Source organism: Mesorhizobium sp. M0522, assembly GCF_040321085.1.
In the GTDB taxonomy this organism is placed as follows: Bacteria; Pseudomonadota; Alphaproteobacteria; order Rhizobiales; family Rhizobiaceae; genus Mesorhizobium.
This window is the reverse complement of record NZ_JAMYQW010000032.1, coordinates 33,896-51,838: the sequence shown is the minus strand read 5'-3', so window position 1 is coordinate 51,838 and position 17,943 is coordinate 33,896. Positions and strand designations below refer to the sequence as shown.

At 63.3% G+C, this 17,943-nt stretch carries 21 protein-coding genes; 7 read left to right on the top strand and 14 right to left on the bottom strand.

All coding sequences use genetic code 11. The features are described from left to right. Nucleotides 1-30 precede the first annotated feature (30 nt). The gene (coxB, locus tag NKI58_RS26960; protein ID WP_352489615.1) at nucleotides 31-909 is read right to left on the bottom strand and encodes a cytochrome c oxidase subunit II; all 879 of its coding nucleotides are present in this window, start codon (nucleotides 907-909) and stop codon (nucleotides 31-33) included. 371 nt (nucleotides 910-1,280) lie between these two features. Between coxB and NKI58_RS26955 the strand changes: the two genes are divergently transcribed. The 4 genes from NKI58_RS26955 (at nucleotide 1,281) to NKI58_RS26940 (ending at nucleotide 4,148) form a co-directional block, all read left to right on the top strand. Beyond that, on the top strand, nucleotides 1,281-1,805 hold the full coding sequence (locus NKI58_RS26955) for an invasion associated locus B family protein (protein ID WP_023674131.1): 525 nt from the start codon (nucleotides 1,281-1,283) through the stop codon (nucleotides 1,803-1,805). Nucleotides 1,806-1,932: 127 nt separating this feature from the next. Then, nucleotides 1,933-3,345 carry a metalloprotease TldD gene (gene tldD / locus NKI58_RS26950; RefSeq protein ID WP_352622969.1) on the top strand — a complete coding sequence of 471 codons (1,413 nt, stop codon included), beginning with the start codon at nucleotides 1,933-1,935 and terminating at the stop codon, nucleotides 3,343-3,345. Between the two features lie 151 nt (nucleotides 3,346-3,496). Further along, nucleotides 3,497-3,772 (top strand): AbrB/MazE/SpoVT family DNA-binding domain-containing protein, encoded by a 276-nt coding sequence (locus NKI58_RS26945; protein ID WP_023674129.1) that lies wholly within the window; start codon nucleotides 3,497-3,499, stop codon nucleotides 3,770-3,772. Beyond that, on the top strand, nucleotides 3,759-4,148 hold the full coding sequence (locus NKI58_RS26940; protein ID WP_023674128.1) for a type II toxin-antitoxin system VapC family toxin: 390 nt from the start codon (nucleotides 3,759-3,761) through the stop codon (nucleotides 4,146-4,148). Before NKI58_RS26945 ends, NKI58_RS26940 begins: the two co-directional genes overlap by 14 nt. Nucleotides 4,149-4,202: 54 nt before the next feature. Here the strand turns inward: NKI58_RS26940 and NKI58_RS26935 are convergent, their stop codons facing one another. Genes NKI58_RS26935 through NKI58_RS26925 form a run of 3 tightly spaced genes read right to left on the bottom strand, consistent with a single transcriptional unit; the run spans nucleotide 4,203 to nucleotide 6,666 of the window. Beyond that, nucleotides 4,203-4,589 (bottom strand): antitoxin Xre/MbcA/ParS toxin-binding domain-containing protein, encoded by a 387-nt coding sequence (locus NKI58_RS26935; RefSeq protein WP_352622970.1) that lies wholly within the window; start codon nucleotides 4,587-4,589, stop codon nucleotides 4,203-4,205. A 59-nt stretch (nucleotides 4,590-4,648) separates the two neighbouring features. Continuing rightward, nucleotides 4,649-5,890, bottom strand: a complete 1,242-nt coding sequence (locus tag NKI58_RS26930; RefSeq protein WP_352622971.1) for a class I SAM-dependent RNA methyltransferase — start codon at nucleotides 5,888-5,890, stop codon at nucleotides 4,649-4,651. Beyond that, nucleotides 5,887-6,666, bottom strand: coding sequence for a TlyA family RNA methyltransferase (locus tag NKI58_RS26925; RefSeq protein WP_352622972.1), 780 nt, complete (start codon nucleotides 6,664-6,666; stop codon nucleotides 5,887-5,889). The genes NKI58_RS26930 and NKI58_RS26925 overlap by 4 nt, the downstream gene beginning before the upstream one ends. Nucleotides 6,667-6,841: 175 nt before the next feature. Between NKI58_RS26925 and NKI58_RS26920 the strand changes: the two genes are divergently transcribed. After that, the gene (locus NKI58_RS26920) at nucleotides 6,842-7,243 is read left to right on the top strand and encodes a GFA family protein (protein WP_352622973.1); all 402 of its coding nucleotides are present in this window, start codon (nucleotides 6,842-6,844) and stop codon (nucleotides 7,241-7,243) included. Nucleotides 7,244-7,270: 27 nt separating this feature from the next. On the opposite strand, the gene NKI58_RS26915 is transcribed toward NKI58_RS26920, so the two are convergent. The 7 genes from NKI58_RS26915 to NKI58_RS26885 form a co-directional block, all read right to left on the bottom strand. Then, nucleotides 7,271-7,564, bottom strand: coding sequence for a hypothetical protein (locus NKI58_RS26915; RefSeq protein WP_352593347.1), 294 nt, complete (start codon nucleotides 7,562-7,564; stop codon nucleotides 7,271-7,273). 210 nt (nucleotides 7,565-7,774) lie between these two features. Next, the gene (gene dxs, locus NKI58_RS26910) at nucleotides 7,775-9,688 is read right to left on the bottom strand and encodes a 1-deoxy-D-xylulose-5-phosphate synthase (RefSeq protein ID WP_352593344.1); all 1,914 of its coding nucleotides are present in this window, start codon (nucleotides 9,686-9,688) and stop codon (nucleotides 7,775-7,777) included. Nucleotides 9,689-9,769: 81 nt separating this feature from the next. Continuing rightward, complete coding sequence (locus NKI58_RS26905) at nucleotides 9,770-10,690, bottom strand: pirin family protein (RefSeq protein ID WP_352593341.1); 921 nt, start codon at nucleotides 10,688-10,690, stop codon at nucleotides 9,770-9,772. Between the two features lie 9 nt (nucleotides 10,691-10,699). Continuing rightward, nucleotides 10,700-10,966, bottom strand: coding sequence for a DUF2277 domain-containing protein (locus NKI58_RS26900; protein ID WP_023716908.1), 267 nt, complete (start codon nucleotides 10,964-10,966; stop codon nucleotides 10,700-10,702). A 109-nt stretch (nucleotides 10,967-11,075) separates the two neighbouring features. Next, a complete protein-coding gene (locus tag NKI58_RS26895) occupies nucleotides 11,076-11,327 on the bottom strand; it encodes an exodeoxyribonuclease VII small subunit (RefSeq protein WP_352593338.1) in 252 nt (83 codons plus the stop codon). A gap of 3 nt (nucleotides 11,328-11,330) precedes the next feature. Next, nucleotides 11,331-12,257 carry a histone deacetylase family protein gene (locus tag NKI58_RS26890; RefSeq protein WP_352456880.1) on the bottom strand — a complete coding sequence of 309 codons (927 nt, stop codon included), beginning with the start codon at nucleotides 12,255-12,257 and terminating at the stop codon, nucleotides 11,331-11,333. A gap of 133 nt (nucleotides 12,258-12,390) precedes the next feature. Then, on the bottom strand, nucleotides 12,391-13,044 hold the full coding sequence (locus tag NKI58_RS26885) for a TetR/AcrR family transcriptional regulator (RefSeq protein ID WP_352788305.1): 654 nt from the start codon (nucleotides 13,042-13,044) through the stop codon (nucleotides 12,391-12,393). A 118-nt stretch (nucleotides 13,045-13,162) separates the two neighbouring features. Between NKI58_RS26885 and NKI58_RS26880 the strand changes: the two genes are divergently transcribed. Further along, complete coding sequence (locus NKI58_RS26880) at nucleotides 13,163-14,386, top strand: MFS transporter (protein ID WP_352788308.1); 1,224 nt, start codon at nucleotides 13,163-13,165, stop codon at nucleotides 14,384-14,386. A gap of 57 nt (nucleotides 14,387-14,443) precedes the next feature. Here the strand turns inward: NKI58_RS26880 and ribB are convergent, their stop codons facing one another. Next, nucleotides 14,444-15,544, bottom strand: a complete 1,101-nt coding sequence (ribB, locus tag NKI58_RS26875) for a 3,4-dihydroxy-2-butanone-4-phosphate synthase (protein WP_352449900.1) — start codon at nucleotides 15,542-15,544, stop codon at nucleotides 14,444-14,446. Between the two features lie 97 nt (nucleotides 15,545-15,641). Continuing rightward, the gene (gene aroC / locus NKI58_RS26870; RefSeq protein ID WP_352788311.1) at nucleotides 15,642-16,742 is read right to left on the bottom strand and encodes a chorismate synthase; all 1,101 of its coding nucleotides are present in this window, start codon (nucleotides 16,740-16,742) and stop codon (nucleotides 15,642-15,644) included. Nucleotides 16,743-17,016: 274 nt separating this feature from the next. On the opposite strand from aroC, the gene NKI58_RS26865 reads away from it, so the two are divergent. Continuing rightward, entirely contained in the window at nucleotides 17,017-17,280 is a 264-nt protein-coding gene (locus NKI58_RS26865) for a DUF1344 domain-containing protein (protein WP_023716902.1), read from the top strand. Between the two features lie 63 nt (nucleotides 17,281-17,343). Here NKI58_RS26865 and NKI58_RS26860 read toward each other — a convergent pair whose 3' ends face one another. Then, nucleotides 17,344-17,931 carry a histidine phosphatase family protein gene (locus tag NKI58_RS26860; RefSeq protein ID WP_352456876.1) on the bottom strand — a complete coding sequence of 196 codons (588 nt, stop codon included), beginning with the start codon at nucleotides 17,929-17,931 and terminating at the stop codon, nucleotides 17,344-17,346. Between the last annotated feature and the right edge of the window lie 12 nt (nucleotides 17,932-17,943).

Below are 17,943 nucleotides of genomic sequence, written 5' to 3'. Positions count from 1 at the left end.
CCGTTCCCTGAATCTTTTCTGGTCGCGGCATCAATTGCCGGCGGCCGCTACCTTGTTCGTGCCATCGACCTCGGCCATCAGCGCTTTGTTGGCGCCGGGAAGGTCGGTCTTGGCTGCCGCCAGCCAGGTCTTGTATTGTGCATCGGAGACGACGCGAATGGCGATCGGCATGAAGGCGTGGTCCTTGCCGCAGAGTTCCGAGCACTGGCCGTAATAGAGGCCTTCCTTGTCGGCCTTGAACCAGACCTCGTTGATGCGGCCCGGCACCGCATCGGTCTTGATGCCGAAGGACGGCATGGCAAAGGCGTGAATGACGTCGGTCGCCGTCACCAGCACCCGGGTCATGGTGTTGACCGGCACCACCATCTCATTGTCGACGGCGAGCAGGCGCGGATACGCGGCGCGATCTTCCTTGCCGGCAGCAGCCCTGTCGGCATCCTGAAGGATCGCGGAATTAAAGGAAAGCGTGTTGTCGACCTGGTATTCGTAGTCCCAGTTCCACTGATTGCCGGTCGCCTTGACGGTCAGCTTGGCTTCTTCCGGCGGCGTGTATTGCGCGGTCAGCAGCTGGAACGAGGGAATGGCGAGACAGAGCAGGATGACCACGGGACCGACAGTCCAGATGACCTCGATCAGCGTGTTGTGGCTGGTGCGCGACGGCGTCGGGTTGACGCTCGCCCGGAACCGCAAAATGCAGTAGGCAATCAGGAAAAGCACCAAGGCGGTGATCACAATGATGAACGCGAACGAGTAGTTCCCGAACCACTCGATCTGCCGCATAATGTCGGTCGCCGGAGGCTGAAAACTGGTTTCCCAAGGTTGGGGCTGGGCTGCATGAGCGGATGCAGCGGCAAACAACGTGGCGGCGGCACTAGCTACGATTTTGGCGGTTGCCAGGAATTTTCTCATCGCCCTCGTCATCTCCCAGTTCCTCGCGATCGGACCGCAAGAATGTCGAACAATGCCGGGACGGGAATCCCGGACAATTCAAGGCTGGTTCAAACCATACTCTATTTGCCTCCGCAAGAAAGGAGCGCCGGAACCCGTGCGGCATTTTTGCGCGCAAGCGCGGCTGTGGCTTCGTGCGGTGACTGCTTGCCGCGAATCACCAGAGCGGCATCCGGGTAGAATGAGCCGCGCGGCGTGCGGAGCCGTCGCAATTAGGGCGAAATTGGCACTGAAAAGCGCATTGTCGCCTGTGTCGGGGCAGATCGCCGGGGTCTCGTCCTTTACTTGGGTTTAGTGCGGCTTAAAGTGCCGTGATTCGCAATGGAGCCGTCATGAACCCTTGGCTTTCGAGAACCTTGGCGAAGGTCATCTTTGTTGCCGCCGCAATAGCCTTGTCCGGCGCCGGCCTGGCCAATGCCGCGCAGCCAAGCGGCACGGTGAAGTCGACGCATGGGGCGTGGTCGATCATCTGCGATACGCCGGCCGGTGCTACATCCGAACAATGCGTGATGATGCAGAACGTCGTCGCCGAGGACCGCCCGGAAATGGGGCTTTCCGTCGTCGTGCTGCGCACAGCCGACAACAAGGCCGAAATCCTGCGTGTGCTGGCGCCGCTCGGCGTGCTGTTGCCCAACGGCCTCGGCCTCAATGTCGACGGCAAGGATATCGGCCGCGCCTATTTCGTGCGCTGTTTCCAGGACGGCTGCTATGCCGAGGTCATCCTGGAAAAGCCGCTGCTCGACACGCTGAAGACCGGTACGTCGGCGACCTTCATCGTCTTCCAGACGCCGGAAGAGGGCATCGGCATTCCCGTCGACCTCAAGGGTTTCGCCGACGGCTTCGCCGCCCTGCCTTGAGACTGGGTCTTGTAGCACGATCCAGTGATGTTGACCGGCCGGGTCACGGCAAATCTCATTTCAGATTGTCTGTGAGGGCCTTCGCGCCTACATCGTGGGAAACAATCCTCCTGCGAATGGACCTGCCATGAACAGCCTGATCGGCCAATTTGACATTTCCGACGATCGCATCAAGCAAATCGTTGCCGAGACTATTAACGGCGCCGACGACGGCGAACTGTTTCTCGAATATAGCGAAAGCGAATCGCTGATGTTCGACAATGGCAAGCTGAAGACCGCGAATTTCAACACCGACCAGGGTTTCGGCCTGCGCGCCGTCGCCGGCGAAGCCAGCGGCTACGCCCATTCCAGCGATCTCTCCGAAGCCTCGCTGCTGCGCGCCGCCGATGCCGTTTCGACGGTGAAGAGCGGCTATTCCGGTACGCTTGCCGCAGCGCCTGCCCGCACCAACCGCCATCTCTACGGCGACGGAAACCCTATCCCCTCACCTTCCTTCGAAGCCAAGGCCAAGCTGCTTCAGGAAATCGATGCATGGCTGCGGGCCGAGGATCCGCGCGTCAGGCAGGTGACGGCGTCGCTCGCCGCCTCCTGGCAGCATGTCGAGATCGTGCGCGCCGACGGCCAGATGGTGCGCGACATCCGTCCGCTGGTCAGGATCAACGTGTCGGTGGTGGTCGGCGGCGGCGACCGCCAGGAGAGCGGCTCCTACGGCATGGGAGGCCGCAAGGATTTTGGTGAATTCCTGATCGAGGACAGCTGGCGGCACGCGGCCAAGGAGGCATTGCGGCAAGCGCTGGTCAATCTCGAAGCGGTTCCAGCACCTGCCGGCACTTTCGACATCGTGCTGTCGAGCGGCTGGCCGGGCGTCATGTTGCACGAGGCGGTCGGCCACGGGCTGGAAGGCGATTTCAACCGCAAGAAGACGTCGGCCTTCGCCGGCCTGCTTGGCCAGCAGGTGGCAGCGAAAGGCGTCACCGTCGTTGATGACGGCACCCTGCCCGAGCGGCGTGGCTCGCTTACCGTCGACGATGAGGGCACGCCATCGGCCCATAACGTGCTGATCGACGATGGCAAGCTGGTCGGCTACATGCAGGACCGCCAGAACGCCCGGTTGATGGGCATGAAAGCCACGGGCAACGGACGACGCCAAGGTTACGCGCACGAGCCTATGCCGCGCATGACCAACACCTACATGACAGCAGGCGACATGGAGCCGGACGAGATCATCGCCTCGGTCAAGAACGGCATCTATGCCGTGTCGTTCGGTGGCGGCCAGGTCGACATCACTTCGGGCAAGTTCGTGTTCGGCTGCACCGAAGCCTACATGATCGAGAACGGCAAGGTGACGCAACCGATCAAGGGCGCCATGCTGATCGGCAACGGGCCGGATGCCATGCATCGTGTGGCGATGATCGGCAACGACATTAAGCTCGACACCGGCATCGGCATGTGCGGCAAGGCCGGACAGGGCGTGCCGGTCGGCGTCGGCCAGCCGCATCTCAGGATGAACCAGATGACAGTCGGCGGCACCAGGGTTTGATGGAGTTGACGTCGAATTATCGCCGCTCCGGAACAACCAATCCCCGCCGCCCACTGCCTTGTCATCGCTTTAAGTAGGAGTAGCTTGCGCCTTGAATTTGCCGAGAGCTTCGACTATCTTACATTCGTCTTACACCTAAGGACGTGCCGAGATGGCTGCCGCAGAGAAGCTCGTAACTACGGTCTCGACCAAGGGACAGGTCATCCTGCCCAGCGCGATCCGGAAACGGAGGGAATGGCATGCCGGCACACGCCTTCTGGTCGAGGATACCCCGGAGGGCGTGCTACTGAAGCCTGCGCCAGTCTTCGCCGAGACGCGGCCAGAGGACGTGTTTGGATCGCTGCGGTATAGCGGCAGGCCGAAGACGTTGGAAGAAATGGACGCGGGCGTGCTCGCCGAAGCGCGGCGGCGCCATGCTCGCAATTGATACCAACCTGATCGTCCGCTACCTGACGGGCGATCACCCGTCGCAGTCTTCCCGCGCCCGGGCGCTGATCGATAGCCAGCCGGTCTTTGTCGCCGTCACGGTGATGCTGGAAGTCGAATGGGTGTTGCGCAGCGCCTACGGTTTTGCGCCTCTTGAAATCGCCCGTACGCTACGGGTGTTTAGCGGGCTTCCCACGGTAGAGGTGGAAGACGGGGCGGTCGTGTCGTCCGCGCTCGACCTCTCGGAACAGGGGTTGGATTTCGCTGATGCGCTGCATCTGGGCAAGTCCGCTCACTGCGCTGGCTTCGCGACTTTTGACCGCAAGTTCGTCAGGGCCGCGAAGGCGGCCGGATACGAACGCGTGCAAGAAGCATAGCAGCTCACAGCGGCCCAGCGCGGCACAAAAGCGCGCCACAGGGTCAGCCTGGTTTCAGGCATAGATGCCGGAGCGGACTGCCTCCAGATAGGCAAGCACCTTGTCCGTCTTGCCTTCGCGAACCAGATCGTAGGCGGTCTTTCCGGCCCAACCGGGGATCGGCTGATGCTTGAACCAGATCGCCGCACGATGTTCATCACCGGCCATCTCGCCGGCCATCGCCAGGATACGGACGATGGGACTCAATGCGGCGTCGACCATGCGCGCACCGGGCTTGGCGGCAAGCGTGTTGCGCGCGAGACCGGTCAGCCCCGCCAGTTCTGTCATATTGACCCCTAGCAGTTCAGCGACCCGCCTTGGCGAGAGAAACGGCGCCCGCTCCTCGCCGAAGCGCGATGCCGAAATTCGAAGGCTGCGGTGCTCATGGCAATTTCCTGGCACAGTTTGAACGACGTGCGCTAAAAATGTGCTTTTTTGGTGCGCGTTTCAGGCCCTGGCTGCTAGCGCCTTCGTCTCGGCTTCTCCAACAGCGCCACGGCCTCGACATGCGGCGACCACAGGAACTGGTCGATCGGCGTCACGCTCTTCAGGGCGTAGCCGCCGTCCATGAGGATGCGTAGGTCCCGCGCCAGCGTTACCGGATTGCAAGACACCGCGGCGACGAGCGGCACGTCGGAGCGCGCGATCTGCTTCGACTGGTCCTCGGCGCCGGCGCGAGGCGGGTCGAAGACAACGCCGTCAAAGGCATTCAACTCCTTGAATGTCAGCGGCCTCCGGAACAGGTCGCGACGTTCGCCGGTCACCCGCTTCAGGCCGCTGGCGAAACGGAATGCCCGGTCGAGCGCCGCGAGTGCTGCCGCATCGCCTTCCACCGCATGAACCTCCGATCTTGCGGCCAGGCGCAGCGCGAAGCTGCCGCAGCCGGCGAAGAGATCGGCGACCTTTTTGGCGCGCGCGAAATGCTGGCCGACAATGTTGGCCATCGCCTGTTCGGCAGCCTCGGTCGCCTGCAGGAAAGCGCCCGGAGGCACTGCGACGGCGACGCCGCCAAACAGGACGACCGGTTTGTTTGGTTCGATAATGACCTCGCCGTCGACCGACAGTCTGGCTAGCCCCTCGGCGATGACGAAGTTGGAGGCGACGCGGCGCTGGTTCTCGCCGAGCTTGCCGGAATCGTGAACCGCGACATCGAGGCCGGAACCGGTCACCGTCACCGCCATGTGGAACGATTTGGTCGTGGTGCAGATCAGTCCGGCAAGCATCCTCAAACGGTCGAGCGCAGCGACGATCTGCGGCAGCGAGATCGGGCATTCCTCGATCGAGATGATCTCGGATGACAGCGCGCGAACGAAGCCGAACTGCATTCCCACCTCGCTCCGCCGGGCGGTGAAGACGACACGGCGGCGCGTGTGCGGCGCGCACGGCACCAGCGCCCCGAGATCGCAAGCGATGCCCTTGCTCTTCAGCGCATGCACGACCTTTTCGCGCTTCCACCGGTGATAGGCTTCAGTCTCGAGATGCTGGACGGCGCAGCCGCCGCACGCGCCGAAATGCCGGCACGGCGGATCGACCCGCAACGGCGAAGCCTGAAGGACCGACATCAAGGTGGCGCGATCTTTCTCCCGCGCGGCGGTGACGACCTCTCCCGGCAGCGCGAACGGAATGAAAACCTCGCCGGTTTCCGTCTCGGCGATGCCGTCGCCCTGCGAGCCCAACCTTGCGATCGTGAAACGGGTGCTCATCGCTTCTGGGTCTCGACGTCCTTGATGCCGCCGAGCAGGAACTCGCGGTTGCCGTCGCCGCCCTCTATCGGTGACAGATAAAGCCCCAGCGAGCGCCAGCCGGGAATGGCATCGAGCCAGTCCTGCATCAGGCCGGCAATGCGCGCCGCATCATAGGGGTCCTTCAGCAGGCCGCCCTTGCCGATCGCCTCGCGGCCGGCCTCGAATTGCGGCTTGACCAGAAACACAGCTTTTGCGCCATTCCTGGCCAAGGCAAGCGCCGGCGGCAGCGCCAGTTTCAGCGATATGAAGCTGACATCCGAGACGATGAAATCCGGCACACGGCCGCCGAGATCGGCGGCCGACAGTTCGCGCGCATTCAGGCCTTCAATTACCGTCACGCGCGGATCGCCGGCGATGTTGGAGTGCATCTGGCCGTGCCCCACATCGATCGCCGTGACATGCGCCGCGCCGCGTTCGAGCAGCACCTGCGTGAAGCCGCCGGTCGAGGCGCCGACATCGAGCGCTTCGCTGCCGGTGGGGTCGAGGGCGAAATGGTCGAGACCAGCCTTCAGCTTCAGTGCAGCGCGCGACACGTAACCTTGCGCCGGATCGTCAACGACGATGTTGCACTCAGGCAGAACGGCCTGGCCCGGCTTGAGGGCGACGATGCCATCGACCGTCACGGTGCCGCGCTCGACCGCGTCGCGGGCACGCGAGCGGCTGGCAAACAGGCCGCGCTGGACGAGCAATTCGTCGAGCCGCTGGCGTATGCTGGCTGGCGGAAGGGAAGTCATCGGCCTTCATGGCGAAAGCCAACGATGATGGCAAGGAGATTGGCGATCAGACAAGGCATAGTTGGAAAGGCGGTGAACGCATCAAGCCACTGCGCTGTTTGTCGAACCTCGCACGAGACCCGAAGCAATGCTAAGAAAGAGATGCCGTTTAGCCGTCGAAACGTGGAGGAGGAACATGCTGACGGGAACCTGCCACTGCGGGGCAGCCCACTGGACCCTGGAGGGCGATCCCGGTTCGATCACTGCCTGCAGTTGCACACTTTGCCGTCGCTACGGCACGCTCTGGGCTTACGACTATGTCGACGAACGCATCCGCCTTGCCGGGCCCGTAAGCGCCTATCGGCGCGTCGGAAAGGCTCATCCTTCGCTTGAGATTCTCTTCTGCCCAACCTGCGCTTGCGTCCTGGCCTGGCGCGGTTTGCATCCCGATGCGGCTGGGCGCTACCGCGTCGCCGTCAATGTGAGGCTTGCGCCGCCCGAGGCCGTCGCCGATCTCCCGATCGACCATTTCGATGGTCTCGATACATTCGAGGATTTGCCGAGAGATGGTCGCTGTGTGCGCGACATGTGGTTCTAGTTTCTAGAGTCTCTTCGGGATCGTGCTTTAGAATATGGTCCGCGAAGCCCGCCGTTCGACGGCCGGCGTCAGACCGTCGCTGCTGTCGCCGGACACCTGCGTGTGCGGCCGGTCAGCGGAACTGGACGCCTTCGGCAAGGTATCTGGCACGACGACGAATTGCGGCGCCTGCTTGTAGGAAAAGCCGCCACGGATTTCGCCGATCTTGCCGGCGACGATGCCCATCACCGCCTTTTCGAGTTTGCGGTCGTAGCGCGTTTCGGCTGTAGCCGACAAGACGAAGATGGCCGCAAGCGCGATGCCGCCCAAAAGCGATCTCATTGGTCTGCTTTCCGCTGCCTGGTTGCCTTCTAGCAGGGCGGCGTTGAAAAACGGCCAAAGGACACGGTAAGCAGATCACCAAACGGCAGCGTAAACAGCATCTTACGACCGTCCGCCGGCAATTTTATTCAAGCAGTTGAGAATTTGATTCAGACTGGCATCTTGCAGCCAAGTTGAATCGCGTCGGCGTCGCGGGAATGCGTCTAAAAGCTAGGCGCGCTGGGCCTGCGCGGTATGCCCCAGCGCCACGAACACGGTGCGCACGATGCCGGCGCTGTCCAGCCCGGCATCGGCATACATCTTTTCCGGCTTGGCATGGTCGACAAATGTGTCGGGCAGCACCAGCGGGCGCACCTTCAAGCCGCTCTCCAGCAGCCCTTCATGGGCCAGGAACTGCAGCACATGGCTGGCGAAGCCGCCGACCGCGCCCTCTTCCACCGTCACCAGTATCTCGTGTGAACGGGCCAGCCGCCGGATCAGGTCCTCGTCGAGCGGCTTGGCAAAACGGGCATCGGCGACCGTGGTCGAAAGCCCGGCCGCGCCAAGCTCCTCGGCTGCGGCCAGGCAATCCTGCAGCCTGGTGCCGAAGGAAAGCAGCGCAACCTTAGTGCCTTCCCTGACGATCCGGCCCTTGCCGATCTCCAATACCGAGCCACGTTGCGGCATCTCGACGCCAACGCCGTTGCCGCGCGGGTAGCGGAACGCGATCGGGCCGTCATCGTAGCTTGCGGCGGTGCGTACCATGTGGCGCAGCTCGGCCTCATCGGCCGCGGCCATGACGACGAAACCGGGCAGCGTCGCCAGGAAGGTCGTGTCGAAGGCGCCGCAATGGGTGGCACCATCGGCGCCGACGAAGCCGGCGCGGTCGATCGGAAAGCGCACCGGCAAATTCTGGATCGCCACGTCGTGGACGACCTGATCGTAGGCGCGCTGCAGGAAGGTCGAGTAGATCGCCGCGAAAGGCTTGAAGCCTTCCGTGGCAAGGCCGGCGGCGAAGGTCACCGCATGTTGCTCGGCGATGCCGACATCGAAGGTCCTCGCCGGAAACGCTTCGCCGAACAGATCAAGCCCGGTGCCGTTCGGCATGGCGGCGGTGATAGCGACGATGCGGTCGTCCTCTCGGGCCTCCTGGATCAGGCTTTCGGCAAACACCTTGGTGTAGCTCGGCGCATTGGCGGGCGCCTTGGCCTGGGCGCCAGTGATGACGTCGAATTTGTTGACGCCATGATATTTGTCGGCCGCCGCCTCGGCCGGGGCGTAGCCCTTGCCCTTCTGGGTCACGACATGGATCAGCACCGGGCCGTCGGCATTGTCGCGGACGTTCTTCAGCACCGGGATCAGGTGCTCGAGGTTGTGACCGTCGATCGGGCCGATGTGGTAGAACCCCATTTCCTCGAACAACGTGCCGCCGGTGACGTAACCGCGCGCATGCTCGACCGCTCGCTTGATGGCGCGATCGGCGCGCTCGCCGAGATACGACGTCAGCTTCTTGCCGAAATCGCGCAAGCCCAGATAGGTCTTGCCCGACGCCAGACGGGCCAGATAGGCGCTCATTGCGCCGGTCGGCGGAGCGATCGACATATCGTTGTCGTTCAAGATGACGATCAGCCGGGCATCGAGTGCGCCGGCATTGTTCATCGCCTCATAGGCCATGCCGGCCGACATGGCGCCGTCGCCGATGACGGCAATGACATTGTTGCGGCCATCGGACAGATCGCGCGCCATCGCCATGCCGAGGCCGGCTGAAATCGAGGTCGAGGAGTGGGCTGCGCCGAACGGATCGTATTCGCTCTCGACGCGACGCGTGAAGCCGGACAGGCCGCCCTCCTGGCGCAGCGTGCGGATGCGATCGCGGCGGCCGGTCAGGATCTTGTGCGGATAGGCCTGGTGGCCGACGTCCCAGATCAGCCGGTCGTCCGGCGTGTTGAAGACGTAGTGCAGCGCGACGGTCAACTCGACCACGCCAAGGCCGGCGCCGAGATGGCCGCCGGTGTGGGAAACGACGTCGATCAGTTCGGCGCGAAGCTCTGACGCCAGCTGCGGCAGGTCGCCTTCGGCAAGCGTGCGCAAATCGGCTGGGACGCGGACCTTGTCGAGAAGCGGCGTATCGGGCTTTGCGTTCACTGTTTGCGAGCCTGGTCAGATTTTCTGTTCATCGTGAAATATGCCGCTGGCCGGCGAATGTAAATGTGGCGGTAACGCGCATCAGCTTTCGGGCAGCGGGATGAACTCTTGCTCGTCTCCAGGAACGATATCGAAGCGGCCCGTCTTCCATTCTTCTTTCGCCTGCTCGATGCGTTCCTTTGAGGACGATACGAAATTCCACCAGATATAACGTTTCGAACCGAGCGAAGCGCCGCCAAAAAGCATGAAATGGGCGCCGCGTTCCGATGAGACAACGATCTCATCGCCGGGCCGGAAAACCAGCAGCCGCTCGGCCGGGAAGCGGTCACCGGATATCGAAACCTGGCCTTCCAGCGTATAGATGGCGCGCTCCTCGGCATCGGCCGGGATTTTCACGCTGGCACCCGGCGCCAGCCTGAGATCGGCATAAAGCGTGTCCGAAGCGGTGGCGACCGGGGAGCGCAGTCCGGAAAACGCACCGATGATCACACGGCCGCTAACCCCCTCCGCATCGATTTCGGGCAGGCGCAGGGCCGGGGTGTTCTCGAAGACCGGCGCGACTTCTTCCTTGCCGTCCGGCAGCGCCAGCCATGTCTGCAGGCCGGAAACCGACATCGGCGCGCCGCGGAGTTCTTCCGGCGTCCGCTCCGAATGGACGATGCCACGGCCGGCGGTCATCAAATTCACGTCCCCGGGCTGGATTACCATCTCGGTGCCGAGCGAATCGCGGTGCCTGATCTTGCCATCGAACAGGTAAGTCACCGTAGACAGGCCGATATGTGGGTGCGGACGCACGTCCAGCGCCTGGCCCGCTCGCAGAACGGCTGGACCCATGCGGTCGAAGAAGATGAAGGGTCCGACCAGCCGGCGCCTGGCCGTCGGCAAGGCGCGGCGAACCTGAAATCCGCCAATATCTTTGGCGTTCGGAATGACCATCAGCTCGATCTGATCGCTGGCGAAGGCATCGCCCATCTGCGGATCGTTTCCGGGAAAGAAGCTCACGCGGTCCCCTCAGGCGAAGCGAAGTGCAGATTTGGCCTTCGCCTTGGCCGCCACCTCTTCGCGATTGCGCGGGTGCTGCGTCGTCTCGAGGCTGTCGAGCAATTCGCGCGCCGAGGCGGCAATGGCCTCGACGGCATGGTCGAACGCATGCTGGTTCTGTTTCGACGGCCGCGTCGTTCCGCTCAGCTTGCGGACAAACTGAAGCGCGGCATCGCGGACCTCGTCATTGGTTGCCGGCGGATCGAAATTGAACAGGGTTTTGATGTTTCTGCACATCGTTCGCAATCTCCTCTCGTCCTGGAGCCGTTTCAAACGGGATGAGTTTTATCCTCAATCGTGATGATGTCCAAAGCCGGTAAGCAAAATTGTCGTTCGAGGCCGCGCCTCAATCCGCGTCCAACGGCTCTGTCCCCGCCGGCTTGCCGTCACGCGACAGCCTGATTTTCTCGACCTTGTCCTCGGCCGCCTTCAGCAGCCGGTCGCAATGCGCCTTCAGCGCCTCGCCGCGCTCGTAGATGCGGATCGACTGGTCGAGCGGAACGTCGCCGCGCTCCAGATCGTCGACGATCCTCTCCAGCGCCTCGAGCGCCTGCTCGAAGCTCATCGCCTTGACATCTTCGTTGGTCTCACCAGCCATCGTCTATCCCTTCATCAGCCGCCCGACATGGGCGGCGACTGAAAATGCCAATCCCTGCAGATCGTAGCCGCCCTCGAGCACGCTGACGAGCCGGTTGCGGCTATGGCGCCCGGCTCGTTCGAGCAACTGGCCGGTCGCCCAGTCGAAATCATCCTCAGTCAGGTTGATCTCGGCCAGCGGATCGCGGTGGTGGGCATCGAAACCGGCGGAGATGATGATGAGGTCGGGCGCAAAATTGTCGAGCGCCGGCAGGATGCGCGACAGAAAGGCGTCGCGGAAACTATCGCTGCCGCTCTGCGGCGCCAGCGGCGCGTTGACGATGTTGCCGGCGCCGGTTTCGCTCACGGCCCCGGTTCCCGGGTAAAGCGGCATCTGGTGTGTCGAGCAATAGAGCACCGATGGATCGTCCCAGAAAATGTCCTGCGTGCCGTTGCCGTGATGCACATCCCAGTCGACGACGGCGACGCGGTCGGCGCCATGGTTCTTCTGCGCGTAGCGTGCCGCGATCGCGGCGGTGTTGAACAGGCAAAAACCCATGGAGGTGGTCTTTTCGGCATGATGGCCGGGCGGCCGTGCGGCGACGAAGACGTTTTCGGCACGGTCGGTGAAGACGTCGTCGACCGCGGCGTTGGCTGCGCCGATCGCGGTCACGGCCGCCTGCCAGCTCTTTGGGCTGGCGGTGGTATCGGCGTCGATACGGGCGATGCCGGTGTCCGGTATCGCTGCGCGGACACGTTCGACGAATTCGGGCGGATGCGCGTAGAGGATGGTTGCCTCGTCGCCTTCGGGCGCCTGGACGCGATCGAGCGCCGCGAAGGCCTCGTCGTCAAGCACACGCTCTATGGCGCGCAAACGGTCCGGCCGCTCCGGATGACCGGGCGGTGTTATGTGCTCGAGGAAAATCGGGTGGGTGTAAAGTCTCGTGACCATGCCCCGATATAGGCGCGCCTCGCCGCTTTGGCCATGTTTTCGCGCGCTGGTGAGGCGATGTTCAACAGGGTTTAGGCAACCGGCGTCGGCTGAGCCCACCGCGAGCCGCCTGGGATCTGCGAAAAGAATGACCTCAGGCCGGTGATCGGTCAATCTGGAGCTGCTTCGCTGACGATCGATCAGGCTGAGGCAGCCTGCCGGTGCGATTGAGCAGCCCTTCCAGAAGAACCTTGAACGCCTTCACTGCCTTCTTCGACGTCGCTTCGGGATCGTTCGAAGTTGCGATCCACTGCGCCGCATGCAACGAGGCGCCGCTGACCAGCCTTGCCGCGGCTTCGGGATCGACGGCGAGAATTGTCCCCTCGTCGCTCAGTCTTTGCAGGCTCTCTGTCATCGAGCGGATGCATGTGCTCTGGCTTGGCCATTGCGATGGATCGCCGAGCACCGCCGGCCCGTCACGAAGCACGATACGCTGGATCTCCGGCTCCAGCGCCATCTCGATATAGGCGGTGCATTCGTCGACAAAGCCCTGCCAGAGATTGTCCGGCTTGGCCGAAACGACCTTCAGCCGGGCCGACATTTCGGCGTCGATCTCGGCGATAACCGCCTGGAGCAGGCCCTTCTTGTCGCCGAAGTGATGATAGAGCGCACCGCGCGTCAGCCCGGCCGATGCCGTGAAATCGTCCATCGAGGCTTCGGCATAGCCGAGCGTGCCGAAGGCCTGGCGCGCCGCCCCGATCAGCTTGGCGCGGGTTTCGGCAATCATCTCCTTGCGTGGTCTATGCATGCTCTGGCCCTATTAACATACGTCTCGTATGCCAATTGACATACGCCGCGTATGATCTATTTAGACTCATACGCCACGTATGTAATCGCCGAACCGGCCGTTGTCGAGGAACCAGACCATGCAAAATCCCTACTCCCAGATCTTTCGCGCGCCGGGCGCCAAGGGCTTTGCCGCCGCCGGCTTCGTTGCCCGGCTGCCGATGGCCATGGCTCCGATCGGGATCGTCGCGATGCTGTCGCAGACCGATGGCGAATACTGGCTGGCCGGTGCCGTCTCCGCGACATATGCGCTGGCCAACGCTTTCGTCGCCCCGCAGGTATCGCGACTGGTGGACCGCCTCGGCCAGACGCGGATTGTGGTGCCGACCACTGTGATTTCCACGCTCGCTTTCGCGATCCTGATTGCGGCGGCCAATCAGCATTGGCCGATATGGACGCTATTCGTCTCGGCGCTGCTCGCCGCCGTCATGCCCAGCATCCCGGCAATGGTGCGCGCACGCTGGACCGAGATTTTTCGCAACCGCCCCGAGCTGAACACGGCGTTCGCCTTCGAGTCGGCGGCGGACGAACTGGTGTACATAGCCGGCGCATCGCTGTCGGTCGGACTGAGCGTCGCGCTTTTCCCGGAAGCGGGAGTGCTCGCGAGCACATTGTTCCTCGCCTTCGGTTCGACGGCCTTCATCCTGCAGCGCTCGACCGAACCGCGAGCCCGACCGGTGGAACATGATTCAGGCGGCTCGGCAATCCGCCTGCGGCCGGTCCAGATCATCACCTTGGCCCTGATCTTCATCGGCGCGACCTTCGCCACCACGGAGGTGAGCACCGTGGCGATCACCAAGGAGCTTGCCCAGCCGGGCGCCGCCAGCTTCGTCATCGGCGTCTACGCGCTCGGATCGTTCGTCGTCGGCATCATCATCGGCGCCCTGAACCTGAAACTGCCGCTGCAGATTCAGCTTGCCATCGCAATCGCCATCATTGCGCTTACCACGCTGCCGCTGCTCGTCGCCGACACCGTGCCGCTGCTGGCACTGGCCGTCTTCGTCAGCGGCGTGGCAATCTCGCCGACCTTCATCACGGCATTCGGCCTGATCGAGCGGCGCGTGCCCGAGGCGGTGCTGACCGAGGGCGTGACCTGGGTGATGACCGGCATCGGCATTGGCATGGCGCTCGGCTCGTTCGCCGCCGGCTGGGTGGTGGACGCTTTCGGCGCGCAGAACGGGTTCTGGGTATCGGTGGCATCGGGCACAATCGCGCTGGTCATCGTGCTCGCCGGCCAGCGCAGCCTTGCCGCGCCGGGCTGCGACATGGCTGCATGCGACGCAGCCGCGGTCGCTGCGGAATAGTTTCCGGTGCGTCCGGCCCGAGCCGGGCCGGACGCATACCAGCACCGTGAGAATGGCCTAAAGAATCTCGGTCTTGGCGATGTGGATGCCAAAACCTTCGAGGCCGACATAATGGCGCTCGCGCGAGGCGATCAGATTGATCGAGGAAATGCCGAGATCCTTGAGGATTTGCGCGCCGAGGCCGATCTCGCGCCATTCGTTCTCGCGCCGGCGCGCCTCTTCATGGTCCTCGCGGTCGCCGGCAGCCGGCCGCTTGCGCTCCTGATGGGCGACGCCGACCGAGCCTTCGCGCAGATAGACGATGACGCCGCGTTGGCGCTCGCCCATTGCCTTCATGATGGCGTCCAGCCTGTGGCTGGTGCCGAAGACGTCGCTGACCACGTCCTCGGAATGAAGGCGCACCGGCACCTCGACGCCGTCGCGGATATCGCCGAAGACGACCGCCACGTGATGCATGGAGTCCCAGGGCAGCGTGTAGGTGAAGACCTGTGCCTTGCCGCCCGGCGTCTCGATGTCGGAACAGGCGACGCGCTCGACCAGCGTTTCCTTGCGTTGCCGGTAGCCGATAAGGTCGGCAACCGAGATCTGCTTCAACCCGTGCTTTTCGGCGAACGCCTGCACCTGCGGGCCACGCATGACGGTGCCGTCATCATTGACCAGCTCGGAAATGACGCCGACCGGCGGCAGGCCGGCGAGCTTGCAGAGGTCGACAGCGGCTTCGGTATGGCCCGAACGCATCAGCACGCCGCCTTCACGCGCGATCAGCGGAAAGATGTGGCCGGGGCGGACGAAATCGGAGGCGCCGACATTGCCGTTGGCCAGATTGCGCACCGTCAGCGTGCGGTCGTCGGCCGAAATGCCGGTCGTGGTGCCGTGCTTGAAGTCGACGCTGACGGTAAAGGCGGTGGTGTGGGCCGAATCATTGTCGGCCACCATCGGCGACAGGTTGAGCCGCTTTGCTTCCTCGCGCGGCATCGGCGTGCAGACGATGCCTGACGTGTTGCGGACGATGAACGCCATCTTTTCCGGCGTGCAATGGACGGCGGCGACGATCAGATCGCCCTCGTTCTCGCGGCCGTCATCGTCCATAACGACGACGATCTCGCCGCGCTCGAAGGCGCGCAGGGCTTCAACGATCTTCTTCTGGTCGTAAGGCATAAGTGCTCGCTTCGCTCGCAGGGAATAGGGGAGTAGGGCAGTACGGGAGTAGGGGAAAGGAAAAAATGCTGTTGTGGGAGTTGCGTAACCTACTCCCCTACTCCCCTCCCGTTTGTCCCCGATGACGCAGATAATGATCGGCAATGGCGCAGGCAACCATCGCCTCGCCGATCGGTACGGCGCGGATGCCGACGCATGGATCGTGCCGGCCCTTGGTCATGATCTCGACGTCGTTACCGTCCTTGTCGATCGACTTTCGCGGCGTCAGGATCGACGAGGTCGGCTTGACGGCGAAACGCGCGACGATCGCCTGGCCGGTCGAGATGCCGCCGAGGATACCGCCGGCATTGTTGGATAGGAAGACCGGCTTGCCGTCATTGCCCATGCGCATCTCATCGGCATTCTCCTCGCCGGTGATGCGGGCGGCCTCGAAACCGTTGCCGATCTCGACGCCCTTGACGGCGTTGATCGACATCAGGCCGGCGGCGATGTCCTGGTCGAGCTTGGCATAGATCGGCGCGCCAAGCCCCGCCGGAACGCCGTCGGCGACGATCTCGATGACCGCACCGACCGAGGAGCCCGCCTTGCGGATGCCGTCCAGATATTTGGTGAAGACGGCGACGGACGCCGGATCAGGCGTGAAGAACGGGTTTTCAGCGTCGCCGACGAAATTCCAGTTCCAATTGGCGCGATCGATCGATTTATCGCCCATCGACACCAGCGCGCCGCGCACCACCATGCCGGGCACGACCTTGCGGGCAAGCGCTCCGGCCGCCACCCGCGCCGCCGTCTCACGCGCCGAGGAGCGGCCGCCGCCGCGGTAATCGCGCAGGCCGTATTTGACCTCGTAAGTGTAATCGGCATGGCCCGGCCGGAACTGACGGGCTATGTCGCCATAATCCTTGGAGCGCTGGTCGACATTCTCGATCAGCATCGACACCGGCGTGCCGGTGGTGATCATCGTCTCGCCGTCCTCATCGAGAATGAAGCCGGACAGGACCTTGACCTCGTCAGGTTCGCGACGCTGCGTCACAAAACGTGACTGGCCGGGGCGGCGCTTGTCGAGTTCGGCCTGGATCTCGTCGCGGCTGAAGCGGATGCCGGGCGGACAGCCGTCGACGACGCAGCCCAGCGCCGGCCCGTGGCTTTCGCCCCAGGTGGTGACGCGGAAAAGATGGCCGAACGTGTTGTGCGACATGGAACCAGCCCTGCCAGCGTCGGAGCCGGCTCAGCGCATGACCCCGAAAATCGGAGCGATTTTCGGAAAGGATCATGCACAAAATCAAAAGTGCTACAGCGTCCTTGCGCGTCCAGGAGGACGCGCGGCGCTGTCGCCTGCCTTCTATTGGCGTTTTCCACAGTGGTCAAACTGTGATCCCGCGGATTTAGTTTTGACACATTCGATTGGTTTCTGCTCAGTTCCGTTCCGTTGGACCGAGCCGCTGTACCGGCAATGATTAAAGAGGACGATGATGCGTATCCTGATTGGCGCTGTTGCCGCCACGCTGTTGATTTCCACCGCCGCCTTCGCCGGCCAGACCGAAGGCCTGATCAAGAAGGTCGACAAGGATGCGCTGACGCTGACGCTGGACGACGGCAAATCCTACAAGCTGAACGCCGAAACCGACCTCGATGCGCTGAAGCCAGGCATGGACATCGTCCTCGCCTACGACGTGACGAATGGCGAGAACGTCGTCACCGACATGGAACTGCCGGACACCGGATCGACGGAATAGGGCGCGTCGATATTCAGCTGAGGCCGGCCCGACCTGATCTCAACATAGGCTACGTCATCGGTCTCAAAGCCACTCCAGGCGCCGGCCGTCCAGCCTGAGCACGCGGTCCTGCGGCACTTCCATGCTGACCGCATCTTGTTCGGACATTCCCAGTACCAAGCGGAACATTACGCGCATGATGCCACCATGGGTTACGCAGACCGTCTGGCGATCGAGCGCGTCGAACCACGGCTTCACCCGTTCGAGCAGCATCTGGTAGCTTTCGGCGCCCTCGCCGGGCGGCTGGAAATTCCATTTATCGAGGCGGCGGCGCCTGGTCGAACCGGGATTGTTCGCCTCGAGCTCGGCAAAGGTGAAACCCTGCCAGTCGCCAAAGCTCAATTCCACGAGCAGCGGCTCGGTACGATAGGCGTGCGGATCGAGCTTCATCGCCGCGCGCAGGCGCTCCATCGTCTCGCGCGTGCGCCGCATCGGGCTGGCGACAAAGTCGAAATCTTCGGGCTTGTCGATGAGTTCGGCCAGTCTGCGCCCGTTGCGGCTAGCCTGCTCGCGGCCAAGCTCGTTGAGGTCGGTATCGGCCTGCCCCTGCAGCCGGGCCTCGGCGTTCCACGCCGTCTGGCCGTGGCGCACGATATAGACGAGCGGGTACATCAGGTCTTCCGG